We start from the raw sequence: 23866 nt of genomic DNA, 5'->3' as shown, positions 1-23866 counted from the left end.
CCGGTCATCCCGCTCCACACCCTGCACCAAGAGATAGTCCCAGCCCAGCGATCACACCCGCGGCAGAACGCGCCGATAATTCAGCGCCCTCCTAGCGGCTACCGCCGAGCCCGCTCCGGGTTGCTGGCCTTCGGGAGCCGAAGGGCCGGGTTGCCTCTGACCGGGAGGGACGCGGTCCAGCCGAACCCGTGATGGCACTGGCATGCCATGGCCTGGGTGTGCCAGGAGGTTGGATCGCGCCTCGGTCGGCGGGCCTGGTTAGGTGGGCGCACGAGGAGGGGTCAAACGATGGAGAACGGCGCGTTGCTGGACGCCCGCGAGGAGCAGGCGTACCGGTTGCTGGTCGGGCTGTCCGCGGCCAGGCCGTCGGAGCTCGCCGAGGTGGCCGAACTGCCGCAGCACGAGGCGGACGAGGTCCTTCAACGGCTCCAGGCGAAGGGGCTCGTCACGGTCCAGCACGTCGACGGCCCGGTGTTCCGTGCGCTCCCGCCCGACGTCGCGCTCGGTACGACGCTGCTCCGCCGGCAGGAGTCGCTGGAGGCGGCCCGCAAGACCGTGGCCGCGCTGAGCGAGGAGTTCCGGGCGAGTGCGAGCCGCCGGGACGCGCACCACCTGGTCGAGGTCATCGTCGGCGCCAACGCGCTCCGCGAGCGCCTGCGCGACCTGCAGGAGTCGGCCCGCGAGGAGATCCTCTGGTTCTGCCGGGCCAACCCGCTCGCGATGCCGGGCGCCGACAACACCGAGGAGTACGGCGCCCTGAGCCGCGGAGTCCGGTATCGCGCGATCTACGAGCGCGCCCTGCTGGAAACGCCCGGTGAGCTCGACACGATCGCGGAGGGCATCAGCTGGGGCGAGGAGGCCCGCACGCTGCCGAGCCTTCCGGTCCGGCTGGCGATCGTGGACCGGGCGACCGCAGTCTGCCCGCTGGTCCGGGACGACGAGGTGGGCATCGGCGAGCCGACGGCCGCGGTCATCGGCCGCGGTCAGTTGCTGGATGCCTTGCTGGCCCTCTTCGAGAGCCACTGGGAGCGGGCGACCCCGGTGAAGATGCACTCGGACGCCACCGCGGAAGTCGAGGGTCTCGACGACTCCGAACGCTTCCTGCTGTCGTTGCTGGTGGCCGGCGTACCGGACAAGTCGATCGCGTCCCAGCTGGGGATCAGCCGCCGTACCGTCCAGCGCCGGCTGGACCGGATGATGGCCCTGGCGGGGGTGGACACCCGGACCGGGCTGGCCTTCCAAGCGGCCAAACGCGGCTGGATCTGAGCCGGGGCAGCCCCCGCTGCCCCGGCTCGGTCCTGCTACTTCACGCCGTACGCGCGGATGACGGTCTGCGTCACCGCAGCACCGGTGCCGTCAGTCGCGCGGACCTTCAGCGAGACGGTGCCGTGCGCGGACGGGACCACAGCCAGGTAGTGGCCGAGGGCACCTACTACGGTGAGCTTCTGCCAGCTCTTGCCCTCGTCGTACGACGCCCAGGCCTGCAGCGCCGTTGAGCGGGCTCCGCCGGTCACGGTGAAGCCGACGGCGTGGGTGCGGGCCGCGACCCGGCCGGTCAGGTCGACCGGAACGGTGTAGCCGACCTGCAGCAGCGACAGCGGCGTCGCCTTGTCCTCGGCCGTCTTCTTCGACCGGAACTCCCACGAGGTCTGCGTCCGCGTACCCCAGGTCCACTCGCCCTCGGTGTCGTTCCGCTCGGTCGACAGATCGAGCTTGTACGACGCGTCGCCGCTGGTGGTGATCACGTCCGCCCAGGCGTTGGGCAGCTCGGCGATGGTCTCGCCGTTGCGGGAGAGCACCGCGGACGCCGCCGTGGTCTCGCCGATCGTGTAGTGCCCGGAGGCGTCCACGAACGACGGGATCCGCAGCGACAGCCGGTCACCGGTCCGCGTCGACGGCGTGCCGGCGATGGCAGCCGGCCGGACGACCGGGCCGAACCAGGTCTCCGACGACTGACCACTCTTGTAGCTGCGCGGGTCCTCGACGAGTCCGCCGCGGAGCGGGTTCATCTCGTCCCACGTGTAGAGGTGGTGCACCCGGTGCTGCCAGAGCGAGTCACCGGACGTCACCCACTCCTCGCGCACCTTCGGGGTCTCGACGAACCGCTGCGAGTCGTTCCAGGAGTACTCCTGCCACGGCCGCCACCCGAAGCGCTGCTCCTTGGCCCAGTTGAAGCCGCCGTTGTCGGCGTACTTGGTGGTGATCCGCGCACTGTTCGCCGTGGTCACCTTGTAGTTGATCTTCGCCGGGATGAACCCGTTCGAGACCTGGTTGACGTCGTACAGGTACGGGCTGGAGGTGGTCAGCGTGAGGTCGATCGTGGCGCCGCCGCGCTTGGCCCGCTCGATCAGCTTCTGACCGTCGTTGAACCCGGTGACCATCGCCGGGATCGGCTCCCGGTCCCCGATCGGGCGCCACACCGTCCAGGCCGACCAATCCGCCGGCCGGACCAGGATCACGGCCGCGGCACCCGCCTCGGCCGCGGCAGCGATCTGCTCCTGCTCGCTGCCGTTGCCCCAGCCGTCCTCACTGGAGTCGATCACGGCCAGCGCGCCCTTCACGCCCTGGAGCGTGGAGTCTGCGTAGACCATCGGCAACCGCTTCGTCTTACCGTCGTACCTCGGCGACCGGTGCAGCAAGTTGATGTCGAGCGGACCGGTGACGCCCTGGACCGTGGCCTGGACCAGCGGCGCGACCAGCTGCCAGCGGGACGAGAACTCGAAAGTGCCCTCCTGGACCGGCTTGGTCGCGGTCACGTTGACCTGCTTGACGGTGCTGAAGTGCATCACACCGTGGCTGATCGACCGGCCGTTGCCGTAGACCCGGTTGACGTAGTAGCTCAGGATCGCCTGCTGCTCCGACGGCTTCGGCGTCTCGATCGTGATCGGGGCCGCGGTGCGGGCGTCGATCACGACCTCGGTGTCCTTGCTGACCACGATGTTCGGGTTGGTGAACAGGCTGACCTGCTCGTTCTGCGGGTCGTAGTTCTCGACCAGGCCGTGCAGCAGGTAGGTGCCCTCCTCGACCTCGGCGGTGATGCTCTCGTTGTCCGGGATCCAGGCGAGCACGTCCGACCGGGAGTTGTCACCGAACAGCGCGACCACCGGGACCGGGGACGGCTGACCGTCCAGGCCGACACCGCGCAGGGTGATCTTGTACTTCTTGCCCTGCCGGAGCGCGCCGACCGCGGTCTGGGCGACGACACCATCGGCGCCGGTGGCAACGATCCGGCCGCTGTGCAGGCCGCGGTCGAGCTTGGCCGCGTCCAGGTTGACCGGGACGTCGACGCTGCCGTTGGCCGGGACGGTGACAGTGGCCGGTACACCGAAAGCGTCGGTCTCCGGCTTGCGTGCGTCCAGGTTGGTCACCGCAGCGGACAGGCTGAGGGTGACCGGGGCGCTGCCCGAGTTCCGGTAGGTGATGGTCCGGGTGCTGGTGTCCGTCAGCGTCTGCAGGCCGAAGTCGGCGACCGCGCTGGCGGTGACCTGCTGCGAGGTCGCGCGGGCGAGGTCGACCCGGCCGGCGCCGTTCGCGTAGACGGACTGGTCCGGCTGCGACTTCGAGGTGCTGACCAGCGCGTCCTTCAACTGGCCGGCCGTCCAGTCCGGGTGCTGCTGCGCGAGCAGGGCAGCGGCTCCGGCCACGTGCGGCGCGGCCATCGACGTACCCGAGGCTGCCGTGTAGAGGTTGTCCACCGGCTCGCCCATGGCGGTCCCGGCGGCGCGGGCGGCGACGATGCCGACACCCGGCGCGGAGATCTCCGGCTTGAGGCCGGCGTCGCCGAGCCGCGGTCCACGGCTGGAGAAGTCCGCCAGCGCGTCGTTCCGGTCTACGGCGGCCACGGTCAACGCGGAGGCCGCGGCGCCCGGCGTGCCGACCGACTCGTCGGAGCCGTCGTTGCCGGCGGACACGACGAACAGCGTGCCGGTCTGGGCGGTGATGTCGTTGACGGCCTGGCTCAGCGGGTCGAGACCGTCGGTCGGTCCACCGCCGAGGCTCATGTTGACCACCTTGGCGCCCTCGGCGGCCGCCCACTCCATCCCGGCGATGATCCAGGAGTCGTAGCCCCAGCCGTCGTCACCGAGCACCTTGCCGACGAGCAGGTCGGACTTCGGCGCGACGCCCTTCCGGGTGCCGCCGGCGCCCGCTCCGGTGCCGGCGATCGTGGCGGCGACGTGCGTGCCGTGACCGAAGTGGTCGGCCGGACCGGTCGGGCTGCCGGAGAAGTCCTGCGCCTCCTGCACCTTGCCGGCCAGGTCCGGGTGCTGGCTGTCCACGCCGGTGTCGAGTACGGCGACCTTGACGCCGGAACCCTCGTACCCGGCCTGCCACGCGGCCGGCGCGCCGATCTGCGGGACGCTCTTATCGAGCACCGCGCGCACCTTGCCGTCGAGCCAGATCTTGCTCACGCCGCTGTTCAGCGAACGCGCGCCCGCGGCCGGCTTCAGCGACTTCCACAGCTCCGGAAGCCGGCTCTTGGCCGCGTCGACAGCCCGGCCGCCGATCGAGCTGAGGTCGCGCTTGGCCGTCGTACCGGCCAGCTCCTGCGAGCTGCGCAGGCCCTGGTCGTACTTGACGATCAGCGGAAGCTGCTGGGCGGTGGAGTCGCCGTACCCGTCCGCGATCAGTTCCTCGACGTCGAACAGGTCGGCGTCCAGGACGCCGGTGGAGAGGTACGGGACAGCGTCGGCGGGCAGCACCCGGAGGCCGCCGTCGACCTCGATGGTGTGGAACGTGACTCGCTCGCGGCCGGCCGCGGGGGTGACGGTCGCCGCCCTTTTGCCGGCGCCCGCGTCGCTCACCTCGACGACGTCGCCGGTGATCAACGTGACCTTGCTGGTCGGGCCGGCGTTCCCGGCCGGTGTCGGTGGTGGCGATCCGGCGGCGGCCGGGGTCGCCGTGACCGCGCCGAGGGTCAGCAGTGCCGCAAGGGTGGCGGCAGTGATCCGATGGGGGGACATCATTCTCCTTAGAGGCTGGGGGCAGGCGCACCTCTCTTTCCGGAGAGTTTGCAATCTGGTCACGAAGATCCGCCCTGTCCATCACTGCCGTCCCTGCGACATGGCACACACACGCCAAAACCCGGCACCATCTCCCTCATGACAGTGCTCACGGCCGGGCCTCCGGCGCCGGCGGAGTCATGGGGCTGGAGCTCCCGGCCTTCCCTCGTCCCTCCGGTCGCTTCGCTCCCTCCACTCCTCAGTCCAGGCCGGGAGGCCCCATGACCGAGCAGCAGGTGGCACGCCGGAGGGGCCTGAAGTGGGCCTGGGTCGGCACGTTCTTCGTCGGCGCAGTGCTGTACCTCCTCGTCCTGGCCGTCCTGACCGACACCGGGAACCCGAACCTGGTCCCGACCATGATCCTGCTCGGGGCGCTCGTCGTACCCCTCACTTTCGTGACGTTCGCAGCCGGCCGCTCCGGCCGCTGGCTGATCGACGGGCCCACGCTCGGCGGCTGCCTGCTGTTCGGCGGCGTCGTCGGCGTGGTGGTCGCCGGCCTCCTCGAGTACGACGCGATGCGCCGGCTCGGCACGCTCCCGATGGTCGGCGTCGCCCTGATCGAGGAGGCCGCGAAGCTCCTCGTGCCGGCCGCGCTGGTGATCTTCTTCGGCCACCGCTACCGGACATCCCTGGGCACCGGCATCATCATCGGCGTCGCAGTCGGCACCGGCTTCGCCGTACTCGAGACGATGGGCTACGCGTTCGTCGCACTCCTGCAGTCCAACGGCAACGTCGGCGCCGCCGAAGAGACCCTCTTCATCCGCGGCCTGCTGTCCCCCGCCGGCCACGCCGCCTGGACCGGCCTGACCTGCTGGGGCCTCTGGCGCTTCGTGACCGAGCCGACCGGCAAACACTTCGCCGGCTTCCTCGGCATGTACGCGCTCGCCGTCGCCCTGCACACCACGTGGGACGGGATCGGCGGCTGGGTCACGTACGTCATCGTCGGAGCGATCTCGATCGGCCTACTCCTGTACGGCCTCAAGCGCGCCCAACGAGTAGACAACCGGGTCCTGGCCGCGTAGCCCGCTCGGCTGATCAGCTGGCTGGTTGCCCCCGCGAGTGGGGGGTTGCCCCCTCAAAATCCCAGCGGGCAACCCCCGAACTGAGTGGGCAACCTTTCCGACTGAGACGCCCCGCACAGCTTCCATGATCCGCGGCCGACCGACCAGCACGCGCGCGAGCTCTCGACGATCCACGAGCCGACTCACAGACCACGAGCCGACCACACCACCGGGCGCTCGACTAGGCGCGACAGCTCGCACCCCGCCGGGTGGACGAACAACGGGCCAGCTCACGAACGACGAGCCGACGACCCCACGAGGCAGTCAACGAAGCGCGACAAGCGCATACAACCGGGCGGGCGGGAGCGGCAGCGAGCACGCGACGTAGGAGCGTGCGTAGCGCCGCGTGGGACTTCCACGGGCGTGGGGTAGACAACTCGTCCACGGTGGACCTACTGTCCACGCATGACTCCTGAGCAGCTTGCGCCGATCGGGGGCGCGTTGGCGCGGTTGTTGTCGCCGCATGCGGAGGTCGTACTGCACGATCCGGCGGCCGACGAGATCGTCGCGATCTGGAATCCGTTGTCCGGCCGCGAACCAGGCGATCCCTCGCTGCTCGGCGAGCTCAACGAGCTGTCCCCGACCGACCCAGACGTCTACGGCCCGTACCCCAAGGTGCTCCCAGACGGCCGCCGCCTCTCCAGCATCAGCGCGATCATGCGAGACGCCGACGGCAAACCGGCGTACGTGTTCTGCGTCAACGTCGACCGCACCGCCTTCGAGGAGGCGAGCCGTCTACTGGCCGCCTTCGCCGCACCAGCTCACGGTCAGCCACGCGTCCTCTTCCAGAACGACTGGTCCGAGACCCTCAACGAGATCGTCGCCGCGTACGTCCGCGACCGCGGCGTCACGGTGGACCGGCTCACCCGCGACGACCGCCTCGAACTGCTCGGCAAACTTGACGCCGCCGGCGTACTTAGCCAGCGACGATCGGTGCCGGCTGTCGCCCGCGCACTACGGATGTCCCGCTCCGCGCTGTACCAACTGCTCGCCCAGACCCGGAAGGAGCCCCATGCCGACCCTGCCTGACTTCCGGCTGGAGACGTATTTCGCGAAGTGGGAGTTCAACGCCCGCTACCACCTGACCGCCTCCGACGCGCAAACCCACAGCCTGAGCGAGCTCCTCGCCCTCGCCGACGACGACGGCCGAGAGCGCTGGGAGTCCCTCACCCTCGGCTACACCGAAACCCGCGGCCTGCCCTCCCTCCGCGAGGAGATCGCCGCGACGTACTCGGAGGCTGAGCCCGACGACATCCTGTGCTTCGCCGGCGCCGAGGAAGCCATCTACCTCGCGATGCGCGCGCTCCTCGAGCCCACAGACCACCTCGTCGTACTGACGCCGAACTACCAAGCAGCCGAGACAGTCCCGCTCGCCGTCTGCGAGGTGACCGGAGTCGCGCTGCGCCCGGAAGACAACTGGGCACTGGACGTCGACGCAGTCGCACAAGCCGTACGACCGAACACCCGAATGGTCTCGGTCAACTTCCCGAACAACCCCACCGGCGCAGTGCCGACCCAAGAATCCTGGCTGGACCTGGTCCGACTGTGCGAGGACCGCGGGATCACCCTGTTCAGCGACGAGGTCTACCGCGGCCTCGAGCTCACCCGACCACCGTTGCCCCAAGCAACAGACCTCTCGAGTACGGCGCTCTCCCTCAACGTCATGTCGAAGGCGTACGGCCTGCCCGGCCTGCGAATCGGATGGATCGCCTGCCGGGACAGCGCCGTACTCGACAAGCTCGAGCGCGCCAAGCACTACACGACCATCTGCAACTCCGCGCCGAGCGAGGTGCTCGCGCTGATCGCCCTGCGCGCCCGCGACCACCTGCTCGACCGCAACCGCCGGATCGTCGCGGAGAACCTGCCGGTCTTCACCGAGTTCTTCGCGGGCTACCCGGACCTGTTCGAGTTCACCCCGCCCGACGGCGGCTGCGTCTGCTTCCCGCGCTACCGAGGTCCCGACGGCGTCGAAGCCATGTGCACCGACCTGGTCGAGCAGGCCGGCGTACTGCTCCTGCCCGCCAGCATCTACAGCTCCGCCCTCACCGAAACCCCGGGCGACCGCTTCCGCGTCGGCCTCGGCCGCAGCAACCCGACCGAGGCCCTCGCCGCCTGGTCCGACTGGCTGGAGAAGCGCGGATGACCCTGCCTGTCATCGACCTACCCCAGATCAGCAAGGCCGCCACACCGGACCTGGTCTTCAAGGCGGTCCGCGATGCGTTGATCGCCCACGCCGAGGATCGTACGGCGGTCCCGCCGCCGATGGTTCTCGACTTCCCAGCAAGCTCCGGCGACTGCCACGTGAAGGCCGGGTACGTCGAGGGCTCGCCGTACTACACCGTGAAGATCGCCAGCACGTTCGCCGCGGTCAACAACGGCCTGATGCTCGTGGTGGACGCGACCAACGGCACCCCCGCGGCCCTCCTCGCCGACGAAGGCAAGCTGACGGCCTGGCGTACGGCGGCCGCGGGAGCGCTCATCACCGACGCCATGACCCCGCCCGACGTGGACGAGGTCGCCGTACTCGGGACCGCCGAGCAAGCCCTCCTGCAGGTGCTGTGGTTGCGTCACCTCCGGCCGTTGCGACGCGTGAAGGTGTGGGGCCGACGCCCAGAGGCTGTGGACAAGCTCTGCGCGGCCTTCGCCCAAGAGGGTCTGGACGCCCGGCCCGACGCGCTGGACGGCGCAGCCTGCGTGATCACAACGACCTCTGCCCGCTCGCCCCTACCAGTCGAGGCGTTCCGCGATGCCGTCCACATCACCGGCATCGGCACCGACATGCCCGGCAAGGGCGAGCTGCCACCCGAGGTGTTCGCAGGCGCCGTGATCGCCACCGACGACCACGACCAATGCCTCGACCACGGCGACTACGGCAACGCCGTCCGTGCCGGAGTCGTACCAGCCAACGCCGACCTCGCGGTCGGCGCCGTACTCCGCGACGGCATCGACCGCACCCGGCGCTCGGTAGCCGACCTCACCGGCATCGGTGCAACCGACGCGGCCGTCGCCGCGGCAGTCGTGGCTGTCCTTCGCTGACCGCCGGCCTCACGGCCAGATGGACGAGATCCATTCGGGGTGGTCGATGAAGGGGTTCCGGTTGTGCTGGTAGGTGCTGTAGATGACCTCGTTGCGGCGCTTCTCGAACGCGTCCGGCGGGTCGGCGGCGGCCCAGGCCTTGAGGACCGAGAGCTTGCCCATGTACGGCGCGCTGCCGTTGCTGACCGAGTTGTTCAGCTCGAGGTTGGCGAAGCCGTCGTCGCCTTCGTAGCGCACCGCCATGTAGAAGATCATCCGGGCGACGTCACCGCGGACCGCGGCGCGCGGCGCAAAGGAGTCGCCGTCCACGGTGCAACCGGAGCACTCCGACACCGCCGATCCGCCGTTGTCGAAGTCGAGGTTGCCGCGGGCCGCGTTCACCGACACGTCTTCGGGGCGGAGGTGGTGGATGTCGGTGCCCGGGCCGGTCGCCGTGCCGAAGTCGCCGTGCGACTTGGCCCAGACGTGCTCGCGGTTCCAGTCGTTCGGGTCGCCGCCGTTGGTGCTCTTGCTCTGCGAGCGGCCGGAGTAGATCAGGATGACGTTGCTGCTGTTCGCCGGGTCCTGGTCGGTGTCCTTGAGTGCGTTCCAGACCTGGTCGTAGGACAGCTTGGTCTGCTCCGAGATGATCGTGTGCAGCGCCGACTTCAGCGCAGCCCCGGTCTTGCCCTCCGCGCCGGCATAGTAGTCACCCGGATCCGGTCCCGGATCGGAGGATCCACCCCCGCTGAACGCCGTCGTGTCCTTCAGGCCGGCGTGCGAGAAGTACGCGCTCAGCGTGCCGGTCACGGTGATTTTCTGCCCGAGCAGGCCCGGGTTGCTCTGCAGCCCGTACGACGACCGGAACGCCGACGTGATCTGGACGTACAGCATCGACGACGTGCTCGTCTGCGACGCCGAGTCCGCCAGCGCGAGCGCGTAGTCGTTCGGGAAGTTGCTCCGCACAACGGTGCTGGTCGCGATCGGCTGGCCGACGACGTACCCGGTGACGGTCGCGGTCGACCCGTCCTGTCGGCCGATCGCCGTACTCACGCTGATCGGGGTCGCGGCCGACGACGGCGCGATACCGAAGCCGAGCAGCGCAAGTACGACGCTGACGATCACGGTGGGACGTAGGACGCGAGAACGAAGCACGGCATCTCCCAGGGGCGGTTGGGGACCACTGCGTCGCGTGTCAGTCTGCCCATTCCGCCCTTGATCCGAAACCAAAGTTGTCCGACGATCCGGCGAACCCCGGGTTACCGCAGCTCGATCCGGCCGAGCGGAACCAGCGAAGCCGGGCCGGCAGCGGGCTTGCTGGAGGGCGCGAGGTCTTCGTAGAGCAGGTAGGAGCCGGCCGGCAGCCGGGCACCGCCGCAGCCCCGGATGACGATGCCGGCGGGCGAGGTGTGCGTCTGCTTCGGCGGGATCCGCACGACCCCGATCGCGACTGTCAGCTCCGCGTGACCGACTACTTTGTTCTCCTGGATGACGGCCAGGTGCCGGGGCGGCTTGCCGATCACCATCGTTCTGTCGACCGCGTTGGTCTGCACAAGCTGAACCGTTCCGGTCCAGCCGCTGCGGCTCTCCGTGATGGTCGTCTGCGTCACCTGCCGGATCGATGCCCCGGTGCCCGGCGCCGGGAAAGCGGCACCACACTCGAACGGCCGCGGCGCAAACGTCGAGACCACAGTCGGGCCCGGATTCGCCACCTCGGCGCGGTCGGCGCCCGGCAGCACCGCGTAGGCGCTGACGGCGAGCGCTCCCGCCGTACCGAGGCCGACCGCGCCCGCGAGCACCGTCCGCCGCCGGCGCCGGCGACGGATCTGGGGCACCAGCCGGTGCTCGTCGAGCTCGACGCGGGTGCTGTCGCCGGCCACGGTCTGCAGGAGGTCCTTGAGATCCTTGGCGGTCATTTCATGGTCTCCTCGGGTACGGCGAGCTGGGTGGCGAGCTTGGACCGGGCGTCGGCCAGATGTCGCTTGACCGTGCCCTCGGCGCAGTCGAGCTGGCCCGCGATCTCGGTGACGGAGAGGTCCTCGTAGTACCGGAGCACCACGCAGGCGCGCTGCCTGGGCGACAGCGTGGACAAGGCCCGCCGGACGTCGTCCGCGAGGGCGTGGTCGCCGTCGTCGTGTACGGCGGGATCCACCAGCAGATGGCGGTTGGCGTTCCACCACCTGGCTCGCCGGCGACCGTCGACGTACTGGTTGAGCATCGCGCGCCGCACGTACCCCTCGAGCTGCTCGACGTCCCCGCGCACCCGCAGCCGGCTGAAGACGCGCAGCAGCGCGTCCTGCACCAGGTCGGCCGCGGCGGCCGACTCCCCGGTCAAGAGGTAGGCGTACGCCCGTAGCGAGGCGCCTCGAACTGCCAGCAGTTCTCTGAACGCGCGTTCCCAGTCAGCCATCGGCACCGTCCTGTCGGTTCGTCCGTCAGCCAACAAGACGAACGACGGCGGTGCGGCGTTGGGGGAGAGTTGAGTCGGTGGGGCGGTGAGCGAGTGAGTGTCGCTCGCCGCCCCACCTAGGTGTATGGGCCCCCATCAGGCCGCGACGAACTGCCGCGGGCTGCTCTGCCCATCCACCAGTGAGGCGCTACTGGCGGGCAGCACCTCACCGACACGGTGGCGTGGTGCGGACGCCGTTAACGGACCGTACTCAGTCCGGCACACAATGTCCACAGGTCAGAGCAGCCGTCTCACCCTACTGACGGGTCACTGAACAAGCAGCGGATCCGCCTTCCGCTTCGCGTTGAGGTAGGTGAGACCTCCGAACGCATACATGGAGAGGCCGAGGGCTGCCATGAGGGCGATGACCGGCCAGTGCCACTGCGGGTCGAGGTGGAGAGCCAGGAACCAGGACTTGGTGTCGGTGTTGCCGGTGAGTAGGAAGATCGCGGGTACGACGGCCTGCGGGAAGAGTGGGATGGCGCCGAAGCCGAGGCAGTAGTTGGCCAGCGTTCGCCGCCAGCGCGGGATGTGGTCGTACTGCGCGGCCTTCTTGGCTTGCTCGGTGGTGGAGCGGCCGTGGCGGAGCAGTGTGAGGAGCTCCGGGCCGCGCTGCTCGAGGCGGGTGGCTGCGAGTCGACCGAGGTACCACCAGGCCAGTACGCCGGACGCGACGCCGACCGGAACGCCCCACCACGACCAGGCCAGGGCTGCGGCGAGTGCTGGGCCGGCGGTGATCGACCCCAGGATGAGCATCACCCAGACGATGCCCATCGTCTCGCCCTCGTTCTCACCGGAGTTGAGCGGATTGCCGGACCGCTTGTGCGCGTCGGTCGTCGGTACGGCGGCGAACACCGAGCAGGCGACGACCAGACCGGCCGCGCTGCCCAGGAGCGCCGGCAGCACGCTCAGCACGAGCGGCCATGCGCTGGCGGAGCCGGACCACCAGGTGAGGAGCAGCGTGATCAGCAACGTCGGCGGACCGAACACCAGCAGGAACGCACGCTGCCGAGCCCTGACATCGGGCCCGGCCGACCCGGGTGTCATCAGTGTTGTCCACAGCGCCGTACCGTCCGAGCCGTACAGGTTGGACGACATCGAGCCCGCCATCACGAGGGCGGCCGGACCGGCCCAGGGGAGCATTCCCTTCCAGCCGATGGCGAGCGGCATAAGGCAGAAGAAGAGTCCGTAGCAGATCGCGAACACGGCCCGATGGCCGTAGAGCAGGTCGCGCGTCCAGGACCGGAGCTCCTTGGCCGCCGCTGCGTCTCGTGGACCCGTGGCCGTGAGCAACCGCCGCGGTTTGCGACCGGAGTGGGTGGCCGTCGTACGCCGTACCAAGAGAGCGGACCAGCCGACGAACATGACCACGGCGAGCAGTGCAAGACCGGCGAGGGACTGCAGCACCCGCAGCCAGTCCCCGCGCCCGGCGGCCTCTACTGCGCCCAGACCCCAGCCGGACGGGGCAACGCGCGACGCGCTGGCCATGGTCCCCTGCACGTCGGTCGACACGAAGGCGACGATCAGCGCCCACCCCTGTGCGGTGAAGGCCAGGATGAAGGCGTTGACGACGGCAGCGAGTACGGCGCCGGACCGCACTTGCAGGAGTACGCCGTACACCGCAACGGCAAGCCTGGACGCCAGGACGAAGCACAGGAGCTGCAGAGCGACAGCAGGCAGCGCGATCAGAGTCGCGGCGACAGACAGCTGTGCACCGACGACCACCAGACTGAGCAGGGCAAGCAGGCTGATGACTGGGGCGACACCGGCCAGTGCGGCGGTGAGGAGTCCGGCGGACAGCGTGCGCGGGCTGAGCGGGAGCATGCTGAAGTACTCCGGCTTGAGCGTCTCGTCGCCGCCACCGGCGAACAGCGGGCCGACGATCCAGCCCAGCATCCACACCGCCAGCGCGACGACCAGCAGGTCCAGCTCGCCCCGGGCCGCCACCCAGATGGTCCCGCCGGCGAGCACCGCGCCGACGAACGCACCGGTGCCGATCCAGCTGACCCGGTTCTGGTCCTTCAGCGCGTGCCGGAACGCGGCCAGCCGCATCCGGACCAGCGTCTGCGAGGTCGCGTGCGTCAGGCCGAGAGCCACGACAGCCCCTCCGCGCCTCGGGTCGAGGCGCCGACCAGCGACACGAACGCGTCCTCCAGGGTGCCGCCTGCCTGCACCTCGGAAACCGTGCCCGCGGCAACGACCTTGCCGTCGGCGACCACCGCGACCCGGTCGCACAGCTGCTCGACCAGAGCCATCACGTGGCTCGACATCACCACCGAGCCGCCGCCGGCGATGAAGCGGTTGAGGATGGTCCGGATGGTCGCTGCCGACACCGGGTCGACCGCCTCGAACGGCTCGTCCAGCACCAGCAGCCGCGGCGCGTGCAGCAACGCGACGGCCAGGCCGAGCTTCTTCCGCATCCCGGTCGAGTAGCCGATCACCTGCTTGTCGTCCTCGTGGTCGAGCTCGAGCACCTCGAGGAGCTCCGTCGTACGGCGGTCCACCTCGTCGGCCGGGAGTCCGCGGAGAAGGCCGAGGTAGGTGAGCACCTCGCGGCCGGTCAGCCGCTCCGGCATCCCGAGCCCGTCCGGGAGGACGCCGACCAGCGCCTTCGCCTCGGTCGGTTGCGCCCAGACGTCGACGCCGAAGATCTTCGCCGTACCGGAGTCCGGGCGCAGCAGCCCGACCGCCATCGACAGTGAGGTCGTCTTGCCGGCGCCGTTCGGGCCCAGCATCCCGAAGAACGACCCCTTCGGCACGACGAGGCTCAGGTCGTCGACCGCCCGCTGCTCCCCGAACACCTTGGTCAACCCGACCAGCTCGAACGCGTGCTCCATGCCGGTAACTGTGACACCCGCCCCGCCACCCCGGCGTCCGCCCGCGGACCGATCCGCGGAGTCCGCCTCAGGTAGTGGTGCGGTCGGCGGAGCGCGGGTCGGTGACGGCTCGGCTGCGGTAGATGGCGCCCTTGCGGGCGGTGGCGCGCCAGGGGCGGGCGTGGGCGAGCGGGACCTTCAGGGCCGGGTCGTCGCGGTCGATAGTGGCGACGGTGAGCTCGGACTTGCCGGCGACCTGGGCGGCGTAGGTGCCGTCCGGGGCGATCAGGCCGGACGGCATCAGGTCGACCGTCTGGGCGGGCAGCGACATCGCGACCCAGTAGCAGTTGATCGCGGCGTACGCGCGGGCCTTCACCTCGAAGACCTCGTCGACCGGGTACGCCGACAGCAGCAGGCACTCCACGCCGAGCTGCTCGTACTGACTGAACAGGTGCGGGAAGTTGACCTCGACGCAGATCATGCAGCCGAACCGGTAGCCGTCGACGTCGAACACGACCGGGTCGAAACCGGGTGTGTAGAAGTGGTTGATCTCGGTGTTCGAGCAGAACCGCTTGTCGTAGCGGTCGACGAGCTCGCCGGTGTCGGAGATCACGTACAGACTGTTGTGCGGCCGGTTCGGCGGGGTCAGCGGGTGCGCGGAGCCGAGCACGACCCAGATCTTCAGCTCGGCGGCCAGCGCCATCATCTTCTCGAGCTCGTCGCGGACGACGTCCCAGTCGACCTGCGACCAGTCCGCGATCTGCTCCTTCGCGTACCCGCTCAGCATCCCTTCCGGGAACTGCACCAGCCGCGCCCGCGCACCCGCCGCCTTCCGCATCAGCGCCCGCACGGTCTTCCCGTTACCCCTGGCGTCCGCACCGATCACCGGCTGCGCAATCCCAACCCGAATCCCCGTCACCGCCCTACAGTCTCAGCCCCCACCCCCAGAACCCCGCACCGCCACGACCGGCTCGGCAGGGTGATGGTGAACACACCCTGGAAATACAAAAAGTCCCGGTCTGTTGACCGGGACTTGCTGTGCGCGAGGGGGGAGTTGAACCCCCACGCCCTTTCGGGCACACGGACCTGAACCGTGCGCGTCTGCCTATTCCGCCACCCGCGCGCTTGGATGCGTCTGAGAGTCTCGTCTGCAACCGAGAAGGAACAGTAGCACGGGTTGTGCGGAACGTTCACATTGCGGGTTGGGTCGAACCTCCCGATACGATCGATCGTCGTACCCGGTGTGTCCACAGGACCGGTGGACACGGCGTACGGCGTGCCTGCTGAGGGCGCCGGACGGCAAGCACGATCGTTGGCTACAACCGGCGACCGACCGTGGAGGAGGAGGCGTGCGACCGCTGCAGCGCTTCGAGCGACGTCTGGAGGGCATTGTGAGCGGTGTCTTCGCGCGTGCGTTCAAGGGCGACGTCGAGCCGATCGAGCTGGCGGCGGCGCTCAAGCGTGAGATCGACAACACCGCGCGGATCCTGTCCAGGGACCGCCGGCTGGTGCCGAACCACTTCACCATCGAGCTCGGGCCGAGCGACTTCGAACGGCTGAACGCCTACGGCCAGACCCTGAACCACGAGCTCGCGAACGAGCTCCGGGACCACGCGGACATCCAGCGGTACACGTTCTCCGGCCCGATCGAGATCGTGCTGACCCAGCAGGACGACCTGCCGACAGGTAAGTTCCGTGTGGTCAGTGCGACAGTCGGGACCCAACGACCCCGTCCGCAGCCCCAGCCCTACCAGCAGGAGCCCTACGTGCCGCCGAACGACGGCCAGACTGCGCTGCAGAGCGCCCCACCGCCCCCGCAACAGCCCCCGGCCCGCCGCGGCCACCCACAGGTGATGCTCGAGGTGAACGGCCGCCGCCGGCCGGTCAACCCGCCGGGCGTCGTGCTGGGCCGTGGCACCGACGCTGACATCCAGATCAACGACCCCGGGGTTTCCCGCCGGCACGCCGAGATCCGGCTGATGCCGGAGGGCCCGGGCGGCATCCGGGTGGTGCTGGTCGACCTGGGGTCCACCAACGGCACGCTGGTCAACGGCCGGCGGTCCACGGAGGCCGAGCTGGTCGACGGCTCGACCGTGCGAATCGGCAACACGACGATGACGCTGCGTCTGGCGGACGAGCCCTTCGCCCAGCCGCCGAGCAGCGGGTGGTGACTGACCTTCCATGTCGGAACTGACCCTGACCCTGATCAAACTGGGGTTCCTGGCCCTGTTGTGGATGTTCGTCCTCGCGGTGCTGTCCGTGATCAGGTCCGACCTGTTCGGCGCAAAGGTGGACAGCCGTACGGCGAGTGCCGTCGTACCGCAGAACACCCGGACGCCGAAACCCGCCAAACCGGTGAAGAAGCGCAAGGGCCTGCCCGGGTCGGTGTCGATCGCGGACGGCCCGCAGGCCGGGGTCGGCGCGACCCTGGTCGACGAGCCGGTGATCATCGGCCGCGGCTCGGACTGCCAGATCCGGCTGGACGACGACTACTCGTCCACCCGGCACGCCCGGCTGTTCCACTCCGAGGGCCAGTGGTGGGTCGAGGACCTCGGCTCCACCAACGGCACGTACCTGGACGGCCAGCGGGTGACCCGCCCGGTGCCGGCCGAGATCGGCGGCTCGATCCGGATCGGCCGGACGACGCTGAACATCGCGAAGTAGGCCTGCCTCGATGACCCTGTCGCTCGACTACGCCGCACTGTCCGACGTCGGACGCGTGCGCCGCAACAACGAGGACTCGGCGTACGCCGGTCCGAACCTCCTGCTGCTCGCGGACGGAATGGGCGGCGCCGCAGCCGGTGAGGTGGCCAGCGCGGCGGCGGTCCAGGTGATCCGGAAGCTGGACAAGCCGGGGATCAGCGGCGAGGACATGATCGAGGCGCTGGCCGGCGCGGTGCACCGGGCGAACGAGCGGCTGTCCGAGCTGGTCGAGGAGGACCCCGAGCGCGAGGGCATGGGTTCGACCGTCACCGCGCTGATGTTCGACGGCAGTCAGCTCGGGATGGCGCACCTGGGCGACTCCCGCGCGTACCGGATGCGCGACGGGCTGCTCTACCAGCTCAGCCACGACCACACGTTCGTGCAGTCGCTGGTGGACGAGGGCCGGATCTCCAAGGAGGAGGCCTTCACCCACCCGCACCGGAACCTGATCCTGCGCGTCCTCGACGGCCGGCCGGACTCCGACCCGGACCTGGAGATCCTCGACGTCCGCGCCGGTGACCGGCTGATGCTGTGCAGTGACGGCCTGCCCGACTACGTGAGCGACGAGGTGATCGCGGCCTCGATGGCCGACGGTACGCCGGACTCCGTGGTCGTGGAGCTGATCACGCACGCCCTGGAAGCCGGGTCGAACGACAACGTGACGTGTGTCGTCGCGGACGTGATCGAGACGCAGCCGTCGAGCGGCGCGTCGCCGCAGCTGGTCGGCGCGGCCGCGGAGCTGGCTCAGGGCGGGACCGGTCGTGGTGAACCGACGATCGTCGTACCTGGTGGTCATGGGCACGGTGGTGGTCACGGACACGGTGGGGCCCTCGACCCGGAGGAGCTGCGGTACGCGCCGCGGGCGCCGAAGCGGTTCCCGTGGCTGCGGCGGATCGCCGTACTGGCGGTGCTGCTCGGTCTGATCCTCGGTGGCGGGTGGTTCGCGTACAGCTGGACGCAGAGCCAGTACTACGTCGGCACCGACGGTGACTACGTGGCGATCTTCAAGGGTGTGGACGAGGACATCCCGGGGCTGACGCTGTCGAAGATGTACGAGAAGCAGGCCCTGCAGGTGGACAAGCTGCCGACGTACAACCGCGAGCAGGTGGAGAGCAACATCCAGGCCGACGACCTGCCCGGGGCCCGGACGATCGTGAGCGAGCTGCAGCGCGCCGCCGACGAGTGCGCCAAGCCGACGCCGTCGCCGACACCGAAGCCCAGTACGCCGGTGCCCAGCAAGCCGGTGACGAGCAAGCCGGCGACGAGTGCGCCGCCCGCGACGGCCAAGCCGACCACCTCGCCGTCGCCAGGCACGGTCAACCCCGACGACTGTGACGGCGTCCGATGAGCATCGCGTCGACGTCCGTCATCCAGATCATCCCGCGCAGCCGGCGCGGGGTGGAGTTGTTCCTGCTCATCATCGCCGTCGTCGTCTCGGTCGGCGCGTACGTGAACATCGGCCTGACCGTCCAGGACAAGATCCCGGCCAGCACCGGCCTGTACGCCGCCGGCATCGGCCTGCTCGCGCTGATCGCCCACCTCGCGCTGCGGTTCCGGGCGCCGTACGCCGACCCTGTGCTGCTGCCCTGCGCGGTCGCGCTGAACGGGCTCGGCCTGGCGATGATCCACCGGATCGACCTCGGCCTGGCCGCGATCGCGGAGGCGAACGGCCGGACCCCGAAGCCGCCGGCGGCGCCGCAGCAGATCACCTGGACCGCGGTCGGCGTCGTGCTGTTCCTGGTGGTGATCCTGGTCATCCGGGACCACCGCCGCCTGCAGGCGCTGACCTATACCGCCGGCCTGGCCGGCCTGGTGCTGCTCGTGCTCCCGCTGATCCCCGGGCTCGGCGTGAACCTGAACGGCGCCCGGATCTGGATCCGGCTGGCCGGTATGTCGTTCCAGCCCGGTGAGTTCGCGAAAGTCTGTCTGGTCGTCTTCTTCGCCGGATACCTGGTGGTGAAGCGCGACGTGCTCACCCTGGCCGGGCACCGGTTCCTCGGTCTCGACCTGCCGCGCGCCCGCGACCTCGGGCCGATCCTGATCGCCTGGGCGGTCAGCCTGGGCGTGCTGGTCTTCGAGAGCGACCTCGGGTCGTCGCTGCTGTTCTTCGGCCTGTTCCTGTTCCTGCTGTACGTGTCGACCGAGCGGGCCGGATGGCTGATCATCGGCGGCCTGCTGTTCGCCGGCGGCGCGTTCTTCGCGTACCAGGCCTTCGGCCACGTGCACAAACGGATCACGGACTGGCTGGACCCGTTCTCGATCGACGGCGGCCAGGTCGCGTCCGGGCTGATGGGCCAGGCCTGGGGCGGCATCCTGGGTCGCGGTCTCGGCCAGGGCCGCCCGGAGATCACGCTGTACGCGCAGAGCGACATGATCATCTCCTCGTTCGCCGAGGAGCTCGGCCTGACCGGGGTGATCGCGATCATCCTGGTCTTCACGCTGATCGTGGAGCGCGGCCTGCGGACCGCGCTCGGCTGCCGGGACATCTTCGGCAAGCTGGTCGCGACCGGTCTGGCGATGTCGTTCGCGCTGCAGGTGTTCGTGATCGTGGGCGGCGTCACCGGCCTGATCCCGCTGACCGGTCTGGCCACGCCGTTCATGGCCCTCGGCGGTACGTCGCTGGTCGCGAACTGGGCGATCATCGCGCTGCTGCTGCGGATCAGCGACCAGGCCCGCCGGCCGCAGACGCCGGCCGCTCCAGTGTCCGACGAAACGATCGCGATGGCGGTGCAGAAGCAGTGAACTCAGCGATCCGGCGACTGGCTGTGGCGGCGATCATCCTGATGCTCGCGCTGATGGCGAACTCGACGTACCTGCAGGCCTTCCGGGCCAACGAACTCAACGGCCGCAACGACAACCGCCGGGTGCGGGACTCGCAGTTCTCGATCGACCGCGGCCCGATCCTGATCGGCAGCACACCGATCGCCCAGAGCAAGCCGTCGAACGACCGGTTCGAGTTCCAGCGCTCCTACGCCTCCGGCCCGGTCTACGCACCGGTGACGGGGTACTACTCCTACCTGTACGGCAGATCCGCAATCGAGCTGACCCAGAACTCCGAGCTGAACGGCAGCGACCCGTCGATGGCGTTCCGCCGGGTGATCGACGTGATCACCAACCGTCGCCAGCAGGGCGCCAGCGTGACGCTGACCCTGAACGCGGCGGCCCAGCAGGCGGCGTACGACGGACTGGCCGGCAAGACCGGCGCGGTCGTGGCGATCGAGCCGAAGACCGGCCGGGTGCTCGCGCTGGCCACGCGGCCGTCGTACAACCCGAACGAGCTCGCCTCGCACGACCTGGACAGGGTCAGCGCGGCGTGGAAGAGGCTGAACGAGGCCGAGAGCAAGCCGATGTCGAACCGGGCGGTCAAGGAGCTCTACCCGCCGGGCTCGACGTTCAAGCTGGTCACCGCGGCCGCGGCGCTGTCCAGCGGCAAGTTCACGCCGGAGACCAAGGTGCACTCGCCGGCCGAGCTGCCGCTGCCGCAGACCACGGTCCCGCTGGTGAACGAGAACGGCCAGAACTGCGGCGGCAGCGACAACGCGACGCTGACCATCGCGCTGCGCTACTCCTGCAACACCGCGTTCGGCACCATCGGCCTGGAACTGAAGGCTGACGCGCTGGCCGAGCAGGCGGCGAAGTTCGGCTTCGGCGAGCGGCAGCTGCCCGAGCTGGGCGCGGTCGCCAGCCAGTTCCCGGGCGATCCGAACGAGCCGCAGACCGCGCAGTCCGCGATCGGCCAGTTCGACGTCCGCGCCACCCCGCTGCAGATGGCGATGGTGGCGGCCGGGATCGCGAACAAGGGCGCGGTGATGAAGCCGTACCTGGTGCAGAACGTGAAGACGGCCGACCTGAAGACGGTCTCCGAGACCAAGCCGGAGGAGCTGCACCAGGCGGTCACCCCGGAGGTCGCGTCGCAGCTGACCCAGATGATGGTCGACGTGGTCGCGAACGGCACCGGCCGGCCCGGCCAGATCAGCGGCGTCGAGGTGGCCGGCAAGACCGGTACGGCGCAGACGTCGAAGGAACGCCCGCCGTTCGCCTGGTTCACCGCGTTCGCCCCGGCCAACGACCCGAAGATCGCGGTGGCGGTGATGATCGAGGACGCGAACATCCCGCGCAACGACATCGCCGGCGGCACCCTGGCGGCGCCGATCGCCAAGCGGGTGATGGAGGCGGTGCTGGGCCAATGACGACGATACGGAATGATGCCGTGACAGCGTGTCTTTCCGACGGGGATCCACGTGTGGCGGCCGCTACCGTGGGCAAGTTGAGTGTGTTTCGGACAGGTTGGAAGGCTGAGTCATGACATCGCAGGCACGTCTCGTCGGCGGCCGGTACGAAGAAGGCGAACCGCTCGGCCGCGGCGGCATGGCCGATGTCCGCAGGGGCGTCGACAACCGGCTGGGCCGGGCCGTTGCGATCAAGCGGCTGCGCGTCGACCTCGCCAGTGACGCCACCTTCCAGGCCCGGTTCCGGCGCGAGGCCCAGTCGGCCGCCTCGCTGAACCACCCGACCATCGTGTCGGTCTACGACACCGGCGAGGAGCCGGACCCGAACGGCTCCGGCGTCACCATTCCGTACATCGTGATGGAGCTGGTGACCGGCAAGACGCTGCGGGACCTGATCCGCGAGGGCCGCAAGATCATGCCCGAGCGGGCGCTGGAGATCACCTCCGGCGTGCTCGAGGCCCTCGACTACAGCCACCGGGCCGGCATCGTGCACCGCGACATCAAGCCCGGGAACGTGATGCTGACCCCGCAGGGCCAGGTCAAGGTGATGGACTTCGGCATCGCCCGGGCGGTCGCGGACACCTCGTCCACGATGACCCAGACGGCGGCCGTGATCGGCACCGCGCAGTACCTGTCTCCGGAGCAGGCCCGTGGTGAGACCGTCGACGCCCGCTCCGACCTGTACTCGACCGGCTGCCTGCTGTACGAGCTGCTGACCGGCCGGCCGCCGTTCGTCGGTGAGTCGCCGGTGTCGGTGGCCTACCAGCACGTCCGGGAGCAGGCGCTGCCGCCGTCGTCGTTCGACCCGGACATCCCGCCGGAGGTCGACGCGGTCGTCCTGAAGGCGCTGGCGAAGAGCCGCGAGGATCGGTACCAGAGCGCGTCCGAGATGCGGCAGGACATCCACCGGGTGCTCGCCGGCCAGCAGGTGACCGCGCCGATGGCGGCGGTCGCCGAGACCCGCGCGATGACGAGCGCCTACTCGCCCGCCGCGGCGACCCAGGCGTACCAGCAGCCCGGCGGCGACGACCTGCTGCCGCCGGACGACGGCCTCGACGAGGCGCAGGCGGCGCGGGCCCGGCGCAACCGCGGCCTCGCCTACTTCCTGCTCGGCCTGGCCATCGTCGCCGTCGCGGTCGGCGCCTACGCGCTGTTCACCAACATGGGCAATGACAACGGCGGCGGGGCGACCCCGCCGGCGAAGGTCCAGGTTCCGGACGTGAGCGGCAAGTCGTCGGCGGACGCGACCGCGATCCTGACCGACGCGGGCCTGAAGTTCGCGCAGGGCCCGGCCCAGGCGAGCGACACGGTCGGCCGCGGGCTCGCGATCTCGCAGACCCCGCAGGCGAGCACCGAGGCCGAGACCGGCTCGACCGTCACGGTGGTGTTCTCGTCCGGTCCGAGCGCGTTCCCGGTACCCGACGTACTCGGCAAGTCCGAGTCCGCGGCGCGGAAGGCGATCGAGGGCACGAAGGCGAACTTCAAGGTCAAGGACGAGGTGAAGACCGAGAACAGTGCCGAGAAGGAAGGCACCGTGCTCGCGGTCTCGCCGGACCCGAGCGGTCAGTACCCGTCCGGCACCGAGTTCACCCTGACCGTGTCGAGCGGCAAGGAGATGGTCGAGGTCCCGAACGTCGTCACGATGACCTTCGACGACGCGACCAGGGCGTTGAAGGAGCTCGGCTTCAAGGTCGGCTACGACCAGAGCCAGGACCCGAGCAAGCCCGACCAGACCGTGCTCCAGCAGAGCGTGAAGGGCGGCACCCAGGCCGCGAAGGGCAGCCTGGTCACCTTGACGATCAACATGCTGCCGGAGAACACGCCGACGCCCACGCCGACGCCGACGCCGACGGAGACCGAGACTCCGGAGGATCCGACCACGCCACCGATCACGATCGGCGGCTGAACCGAAGAAAACCCCCGCGGTCTTCCGCGGGGGTTTTCGTTTGCCTCAGCTGACGACGGGTGCCAGGCCGGCCGAGCGGGCGACCGCGTCCGGGTCGCCGCACATCACCAGCCAGTTGGCGAGCATCCGGTGACCGCCCTCGGTCAGCACGGACTCCGGGTGGAACTGGACGCCCTCGACCGGGAGGTCGCGGTGCCTGGCCGCCATGATCACGCCGGCCTCGGTCCGGGCCGTCACCTGCAGCTCGTCCGGCACGCTGTCCTGGGCGATCGCCAGCGAGTGGTACCGCGTCGCGGTGAACGGCGACGGCAGCCCGGCGAGCACACCGGCGCCCTCGTGGAACACCTGGCTGGTCTTGCCGTGCAGCAACTCGTCGGCCCGCCCGACAACTCCGCCGTACGCGACGCCGATCGCCTGGAGACCCAGGCAGACGCCGAAGATCGGGACCTGGCCGCCCTGCTCCCGGACGATGTCCACGCACGCGCCGGCCTCTTCCGGCGTACCGGGACCGGGGGACAGCAGGACACCGTCGTACGACGTGACGTCGTCGGGGGTGACCTCGTCGTTGCGCAGCACAGTGGTCTCGGCCTGCAACTGCTGCAGGTACTGCACCAGGTTGTAGACGAAGGAGTCGTAGTTGTCGACGACAAGGATCCGCGGCATGCGAACCATTGTGGCAGCTGTGGC

Annotated in this window: 19 protein-coding genes and 1 tRNA gene; 11 read left to right on the top strand and 9 right to left on the bottom strand. The window is 69.7% G+C overall.

Annotated elements, in window-relative coordinates; all coding sequences use genetic code 11:
- Positions 1-288 precede the first annotated feature (288 nt).
- A complete protein-coding gene (locus tag AB0H36_RS25270; RefSeq protein WP_360528053.1) occupies positions 289-1266 on the top strand; it encodes a helix-turn-helix domain-containing protein in 978 nt (325 codons plus the stop codon).
- A gap of 35 nt (positions 1267-1301) precedes the next feature.
- Here the strand turns inward: AB0H36_RS25270 and AB0H36_RS25265 are convergent, their stop codons facing one another.
- Positions 1302-4961, bottom strand: a complete 3660-nt coding sequence (locus tag AB0H36_RS25265) for a S8 family serine peptidase (protein WP_360528050.1) — start codon at positions 4959-4961, stop codon at positions 1302-1304.
- Positions 4962-5221: 260 nt separating this feature from the next.
- Here AB0H36_RS25265 and AB0H36_RS25260 point away from each other — a divergent pair, with 260 nt between their 5' ends.
- The 4 genes from AB0H36_RS25260 (at position 5222) to AB0H36_RS25245 (ending at position 9097) form a co-directional block, all read left to right on the top strand.
- Positions 5222-6022, top strand: a complete 801-nt coding sequence (locus AB0H36_RS25260; protein ID WP_360528047.1) for a PrsW family intramembrane metalloprotease — start codon at positions 5222-5224, stop codon at positions 6020-6022.
- A gap of 444 nt (positions 6023-6466) precedes the next feature.
- Entirely contained in the window at positions 6467-7090 is a 624-nt protein-coding gene (locus AB0H36_RS25255) for a PAS domain-containing protein (RefSeq protein WP_360528044.1), read from the top strand.
- Positions 7074-8204, top strand: coding sequence for a pyridoxal phosphate-dependent aminotransferase (locus AB0H36_RS25250; RefSeq protein WP_360528041.1), 1131 nt, complete (start codon positions 7074-7076; stop codon positions 8202-8204). The genes AB0H36_RS25255 and AB0H36_RS25250 overlap by 17 nt, the downstream gene beginning before the upstream one ends.
- The gene (locus AB0H36_RS25245) at positions 8201-9097 is read left to right on the top strand and encodes a hypothetical protein (protein WP_360528038.1); all 897 of its coding nucleotides are present in this window, start codon (positions 8201-8203) and stop codon (positions 9095-9097) included. Before AB0H36_RS25250 ends, AB0H36_RS25245 begins: the two co-directional genes overlap by 4 nt.
- A gap of 9 nt (positions 9098-9106) precedes the next feature.
- Here the strand turns inward: AB0H36_RS25245 and AB0H36_RS25240 are convergent, their stop codons facing one another.
- The 7 genes from AB0H36_RS25240 to AB0H36_RS25210 form a co-directional block, all read right to left on the bottom strand.
- Entirely contained in the window at positions 9107-10231 is a 1125-nt protein-coding gene (locus tag AB0H36_RS25240) for an endonuclease (protein WP_360528034.1), read from the bottom strand.
- Positions 10232-10335: 104 nt separating this feature from the next.
- Positions 10336-10992, bottom strand: coding sequence for a hypothetical protein (locus AB0H36_RS25235; RefSeq protein ID WP_360528031.1), 657 nt, complete (start codon positions 10990-10992; stop codon positions 10336-10338).
- A complete protein-coding gene (locus AB0H36_RS25230; RefSeq protein WP_360528028.1) occupies positions 10989-11486 on the bottom strand; it encodes a sigma-70 family RNA polymerase sigma factor in 498 nt (165 codons plus the stop codon). Before AB0H36_RS25230 ends, AB0H36_RS25235 begins: the two co-directional genes overlap by 4 nt.
- 306 nt (positions 11487-11792) lie before the next feature.
- Complete coding sequence (locus AB0H36_RS25225; RefSeq protein ID WP_360528025.1) at positions 11793-13622, bottom strand: hypothetical protein; 1830 nt, start codon at positions 13620-13622, stop codon at positions 11793-11795.
- Positions 13607-14362 (bottom strand): ABC transporter ATP-binding protein, encoded by a 756-nt coding sequence (locus tag AB0H36_RS25220; protein WP_360528022.1) that lies wholly within the window; start codon positions 14360-14362, stop codon positions 13607-13609. Before AB0H36_RS25220 ends, AB0H36_RS25225 begins: the two co-directional genes overlap by 16 nt.
- A gap of 67 nt (positions 14363-14429) precedes the next feature.
- Positions 14430-15260, bottom strand: coding sequence for a carbon-nitrogen hydrolase family protein (locus AB0H36_RS25215; RefSeq protein WP_360528019.1), 831 nt, complete (start codon positions 15258-15260; stop codon positions 14430-14432).
- 120 nt (positions 15261-15380) lie between these two features.
- Positions 15381-15464, bottom strand: a tRNA-Leu gene (locus tag AB0H36_RS25210).
- Between the two features lie 226 nt (positions 15465-15690).
- On the opposite strand from AB0H36_RS25210, the gene AB0H36_RS25205 reads away from it, so the two are divergent.
- The 6 genes from AB0H36_RS25205 to pknB all read left to right on the top strand — a co-directional run bounded on the left by AB0H36_RS25205 (position 15691) and on the right by pknB (position 23179).
- Positions 15691-16512: a DUF3662 and FHA domain-containing protein gene (locus AB0H36_RS25205; protein ID WP_360528016.1), complete on the top strand. Its 822-nt coding sequence runs from the start codon at positions 15691-15693 to the stop codon at positions 16510-16512.
- Positions 16513-16522: 10 nt separating this feature from the next.
- Positions 16523-17005, top strand: coding sequence for an FHA domain-containing protein (locus AB0H36_RS25200; protein ID WP_360528013.1), 483 nt, complete (start codon positions 16523-16525; stop codon positions 17003-17005).
- 10 nt (positions 17006-17015) lie between these two features.
- A complete protein-coding gene (locus AB0H36_RS25195; RefSeq protein WP_360528010.1) occupies positions 17016-18392 on the top strand; it encodes a protein phosphatase 2C domain-containing protein in 1377 nt (458 codons plus the stop codon).
- Positions 18389-19786, top strand: coding sequence for an FtsW/RodA/SpoVE family cell cycle protein (locus tag AB0H36_RS25190; protein ID WP_360528007.1), 1398 nt, complete (start codon positions 18389-18391; stop codon positions 19784-19786). Before AB0H36_RS25195 ends, AB0H36_RS25190 begins: the two co-directional genes overlap by 4 nt.
- Positions 19783-21234, top strand: coding sequence for a penicillin-binding transpeptidase domain-containing protein (locus AB0H36_RS25185; protein WP_360528004.1), 1452 nt, complete (start codon positions 19783-19785; stop codon positions 21232-21234). Before AB0H36_RS25190 ends, AB0H36_RS25185 begins: the two co-directional genes overlap by 4 nt.
- Before the next feature lie 112 nt (positions 21235-21346).
- A complete protein-coding gene (pknB, locus tag AB0H36_RS25180; RefSeq protein WP_360528001.1) occupies positions 21347-23179 on the top strand; it encodes a Stk1 family PASTA domain-containing Ser/Thr kinase in 1833 nt (610 codons plus the stop codon).
- 45 nt (positions 23180-23224) lie between these two features.
- On the opposite strand, the gene AB0H36_RS25175 is transcribed toward pknB, so the two are convergent.
- Complete coding sequence (locus AB0H36_RS25175; RefSeq protein ID WP_360527998.1) at positions 23225-23842, bottom strand: aminodeoxychorismate/anthranilate synthase component II; 618 nt, start codon at positions 23840-23842, stop codon at positions 23225-23227.
- Positions 23843-23866 lie beyond the last annotated feature (24 nt).

This window comes from Kribbella sp. NPDC050820 (assembly GCF_040653975.1).
In the GTDB taxonomy this organism is placed as follows: Bacteria; Actinomycetota; Actinomycetes; order Propionibacteriales; family Kribbellaceae; genus Kribbella.
The sequence above is the reverse complement of the archived record's forward strand: the minus strand, read 5'-3'. Positions and strand labels throughout refer to the sequence as shown.

Bases quoted from the DNA above. Each gene is read 5' to 3' on its own strand.
- AB0H36_RS25270 (WP_360528053.1), top strand. From the start codon at position 289: ATGGAGAACGGCGCGTTGCTGGACGCCCGCGAGGAGCAGGCGTACCGG.
- AB0H36_RS25265 (WP_360528050.1), bottom strand. From the start codon at position 4,961: ATGTCCCCCCATCGGATCACTGCCGCCACCCTTGCGGCACTGCTGACC.
- AB0H36_RS25260 (WP_360528047.1), top strand. From the start codon at position 5,222: ATGACCGAGCAGCAGGTGGCACGCCGGAGGGGCCTGAAGTGGGCCTGG.
- AB0H36_RS25255 (WP_360528044.1), top strand. From the start codon at position 6,467: ATGACTCCTGAGCAGCTTGCGCCGATCGGGGGCGCGTTGGCGCGGTTG.
- AB0H36_RS25250 (WP_360528041.1), top strand. From the start codon at position 7,074: ATGCCGACCCTGCCTGACTTCCGGCTGGAGACGTATTTCGCGAAGTGG.
- AB0H36_RS25245 (WP_360528038.1), top strand. From the start codon at position 8,201: ATGACCCTGCCTGTCATCGACCTACCCCAGATCAGCAAGGCCGCCACA.
- AB0H36_RS25235 (WP_360528031.1), bottom strand. From the start codon at position 10,992: ATGACCGCCAAGGATCTCAAGGACCTCCTGCAGACCGTGGCCGGCGAC.
- AB0H36_RS25230 (WP_360528028.1), bottom strand. From the start codon at position 11,486: ATGGCTGACTGGGAACGCGCGTTCAGAGAACTGCTGGCAGTTCGAGGC.
- AB0H36_RS25220 (WP_360528022.1), bottom strand. From the start codon at position 14,362: ATGGAGCACGCGTTCGAGCTGGTCGGGTTGACCAAGGTGTTCGGGGAG.
- AB0H36_RS25200 (WP_360528013.1), top strand. From the start codon at position 16,523: ATGTCGGAACTGACCCTGACCCTGATCAAACTGGGGTTCCTGGCCCTG.
- AB0H36_RS25195 (WP_360528010.1), top strand. From the start codon at position 17,016: ATGACCCTGTCGCTCGACTACGCCGCACTGTCCGACGTCGGACGCGTG.
- AB0H36_RS25190 (WP_360528007.1), top strand. From the start codon at position 18,389: ATGAGCATCGCGTCGACGTCCGTCATCCAGATCATCCCGCGCAGCCGG.
- pknB (WP_360528001.1), top strand. From the start codon at position 21,347: ATGACATCGCAGGCACGTCTCGTCGGCGGCCGGTACGAAGAAGGCGAA.
- AB0H36_RS25175 (WP_360527998.1), bottom strand. From the start codon at position 23,842: ATGCCGCGGATCCTTGTCGTCGACAACTACGACTCCTTCGTCTACAAC.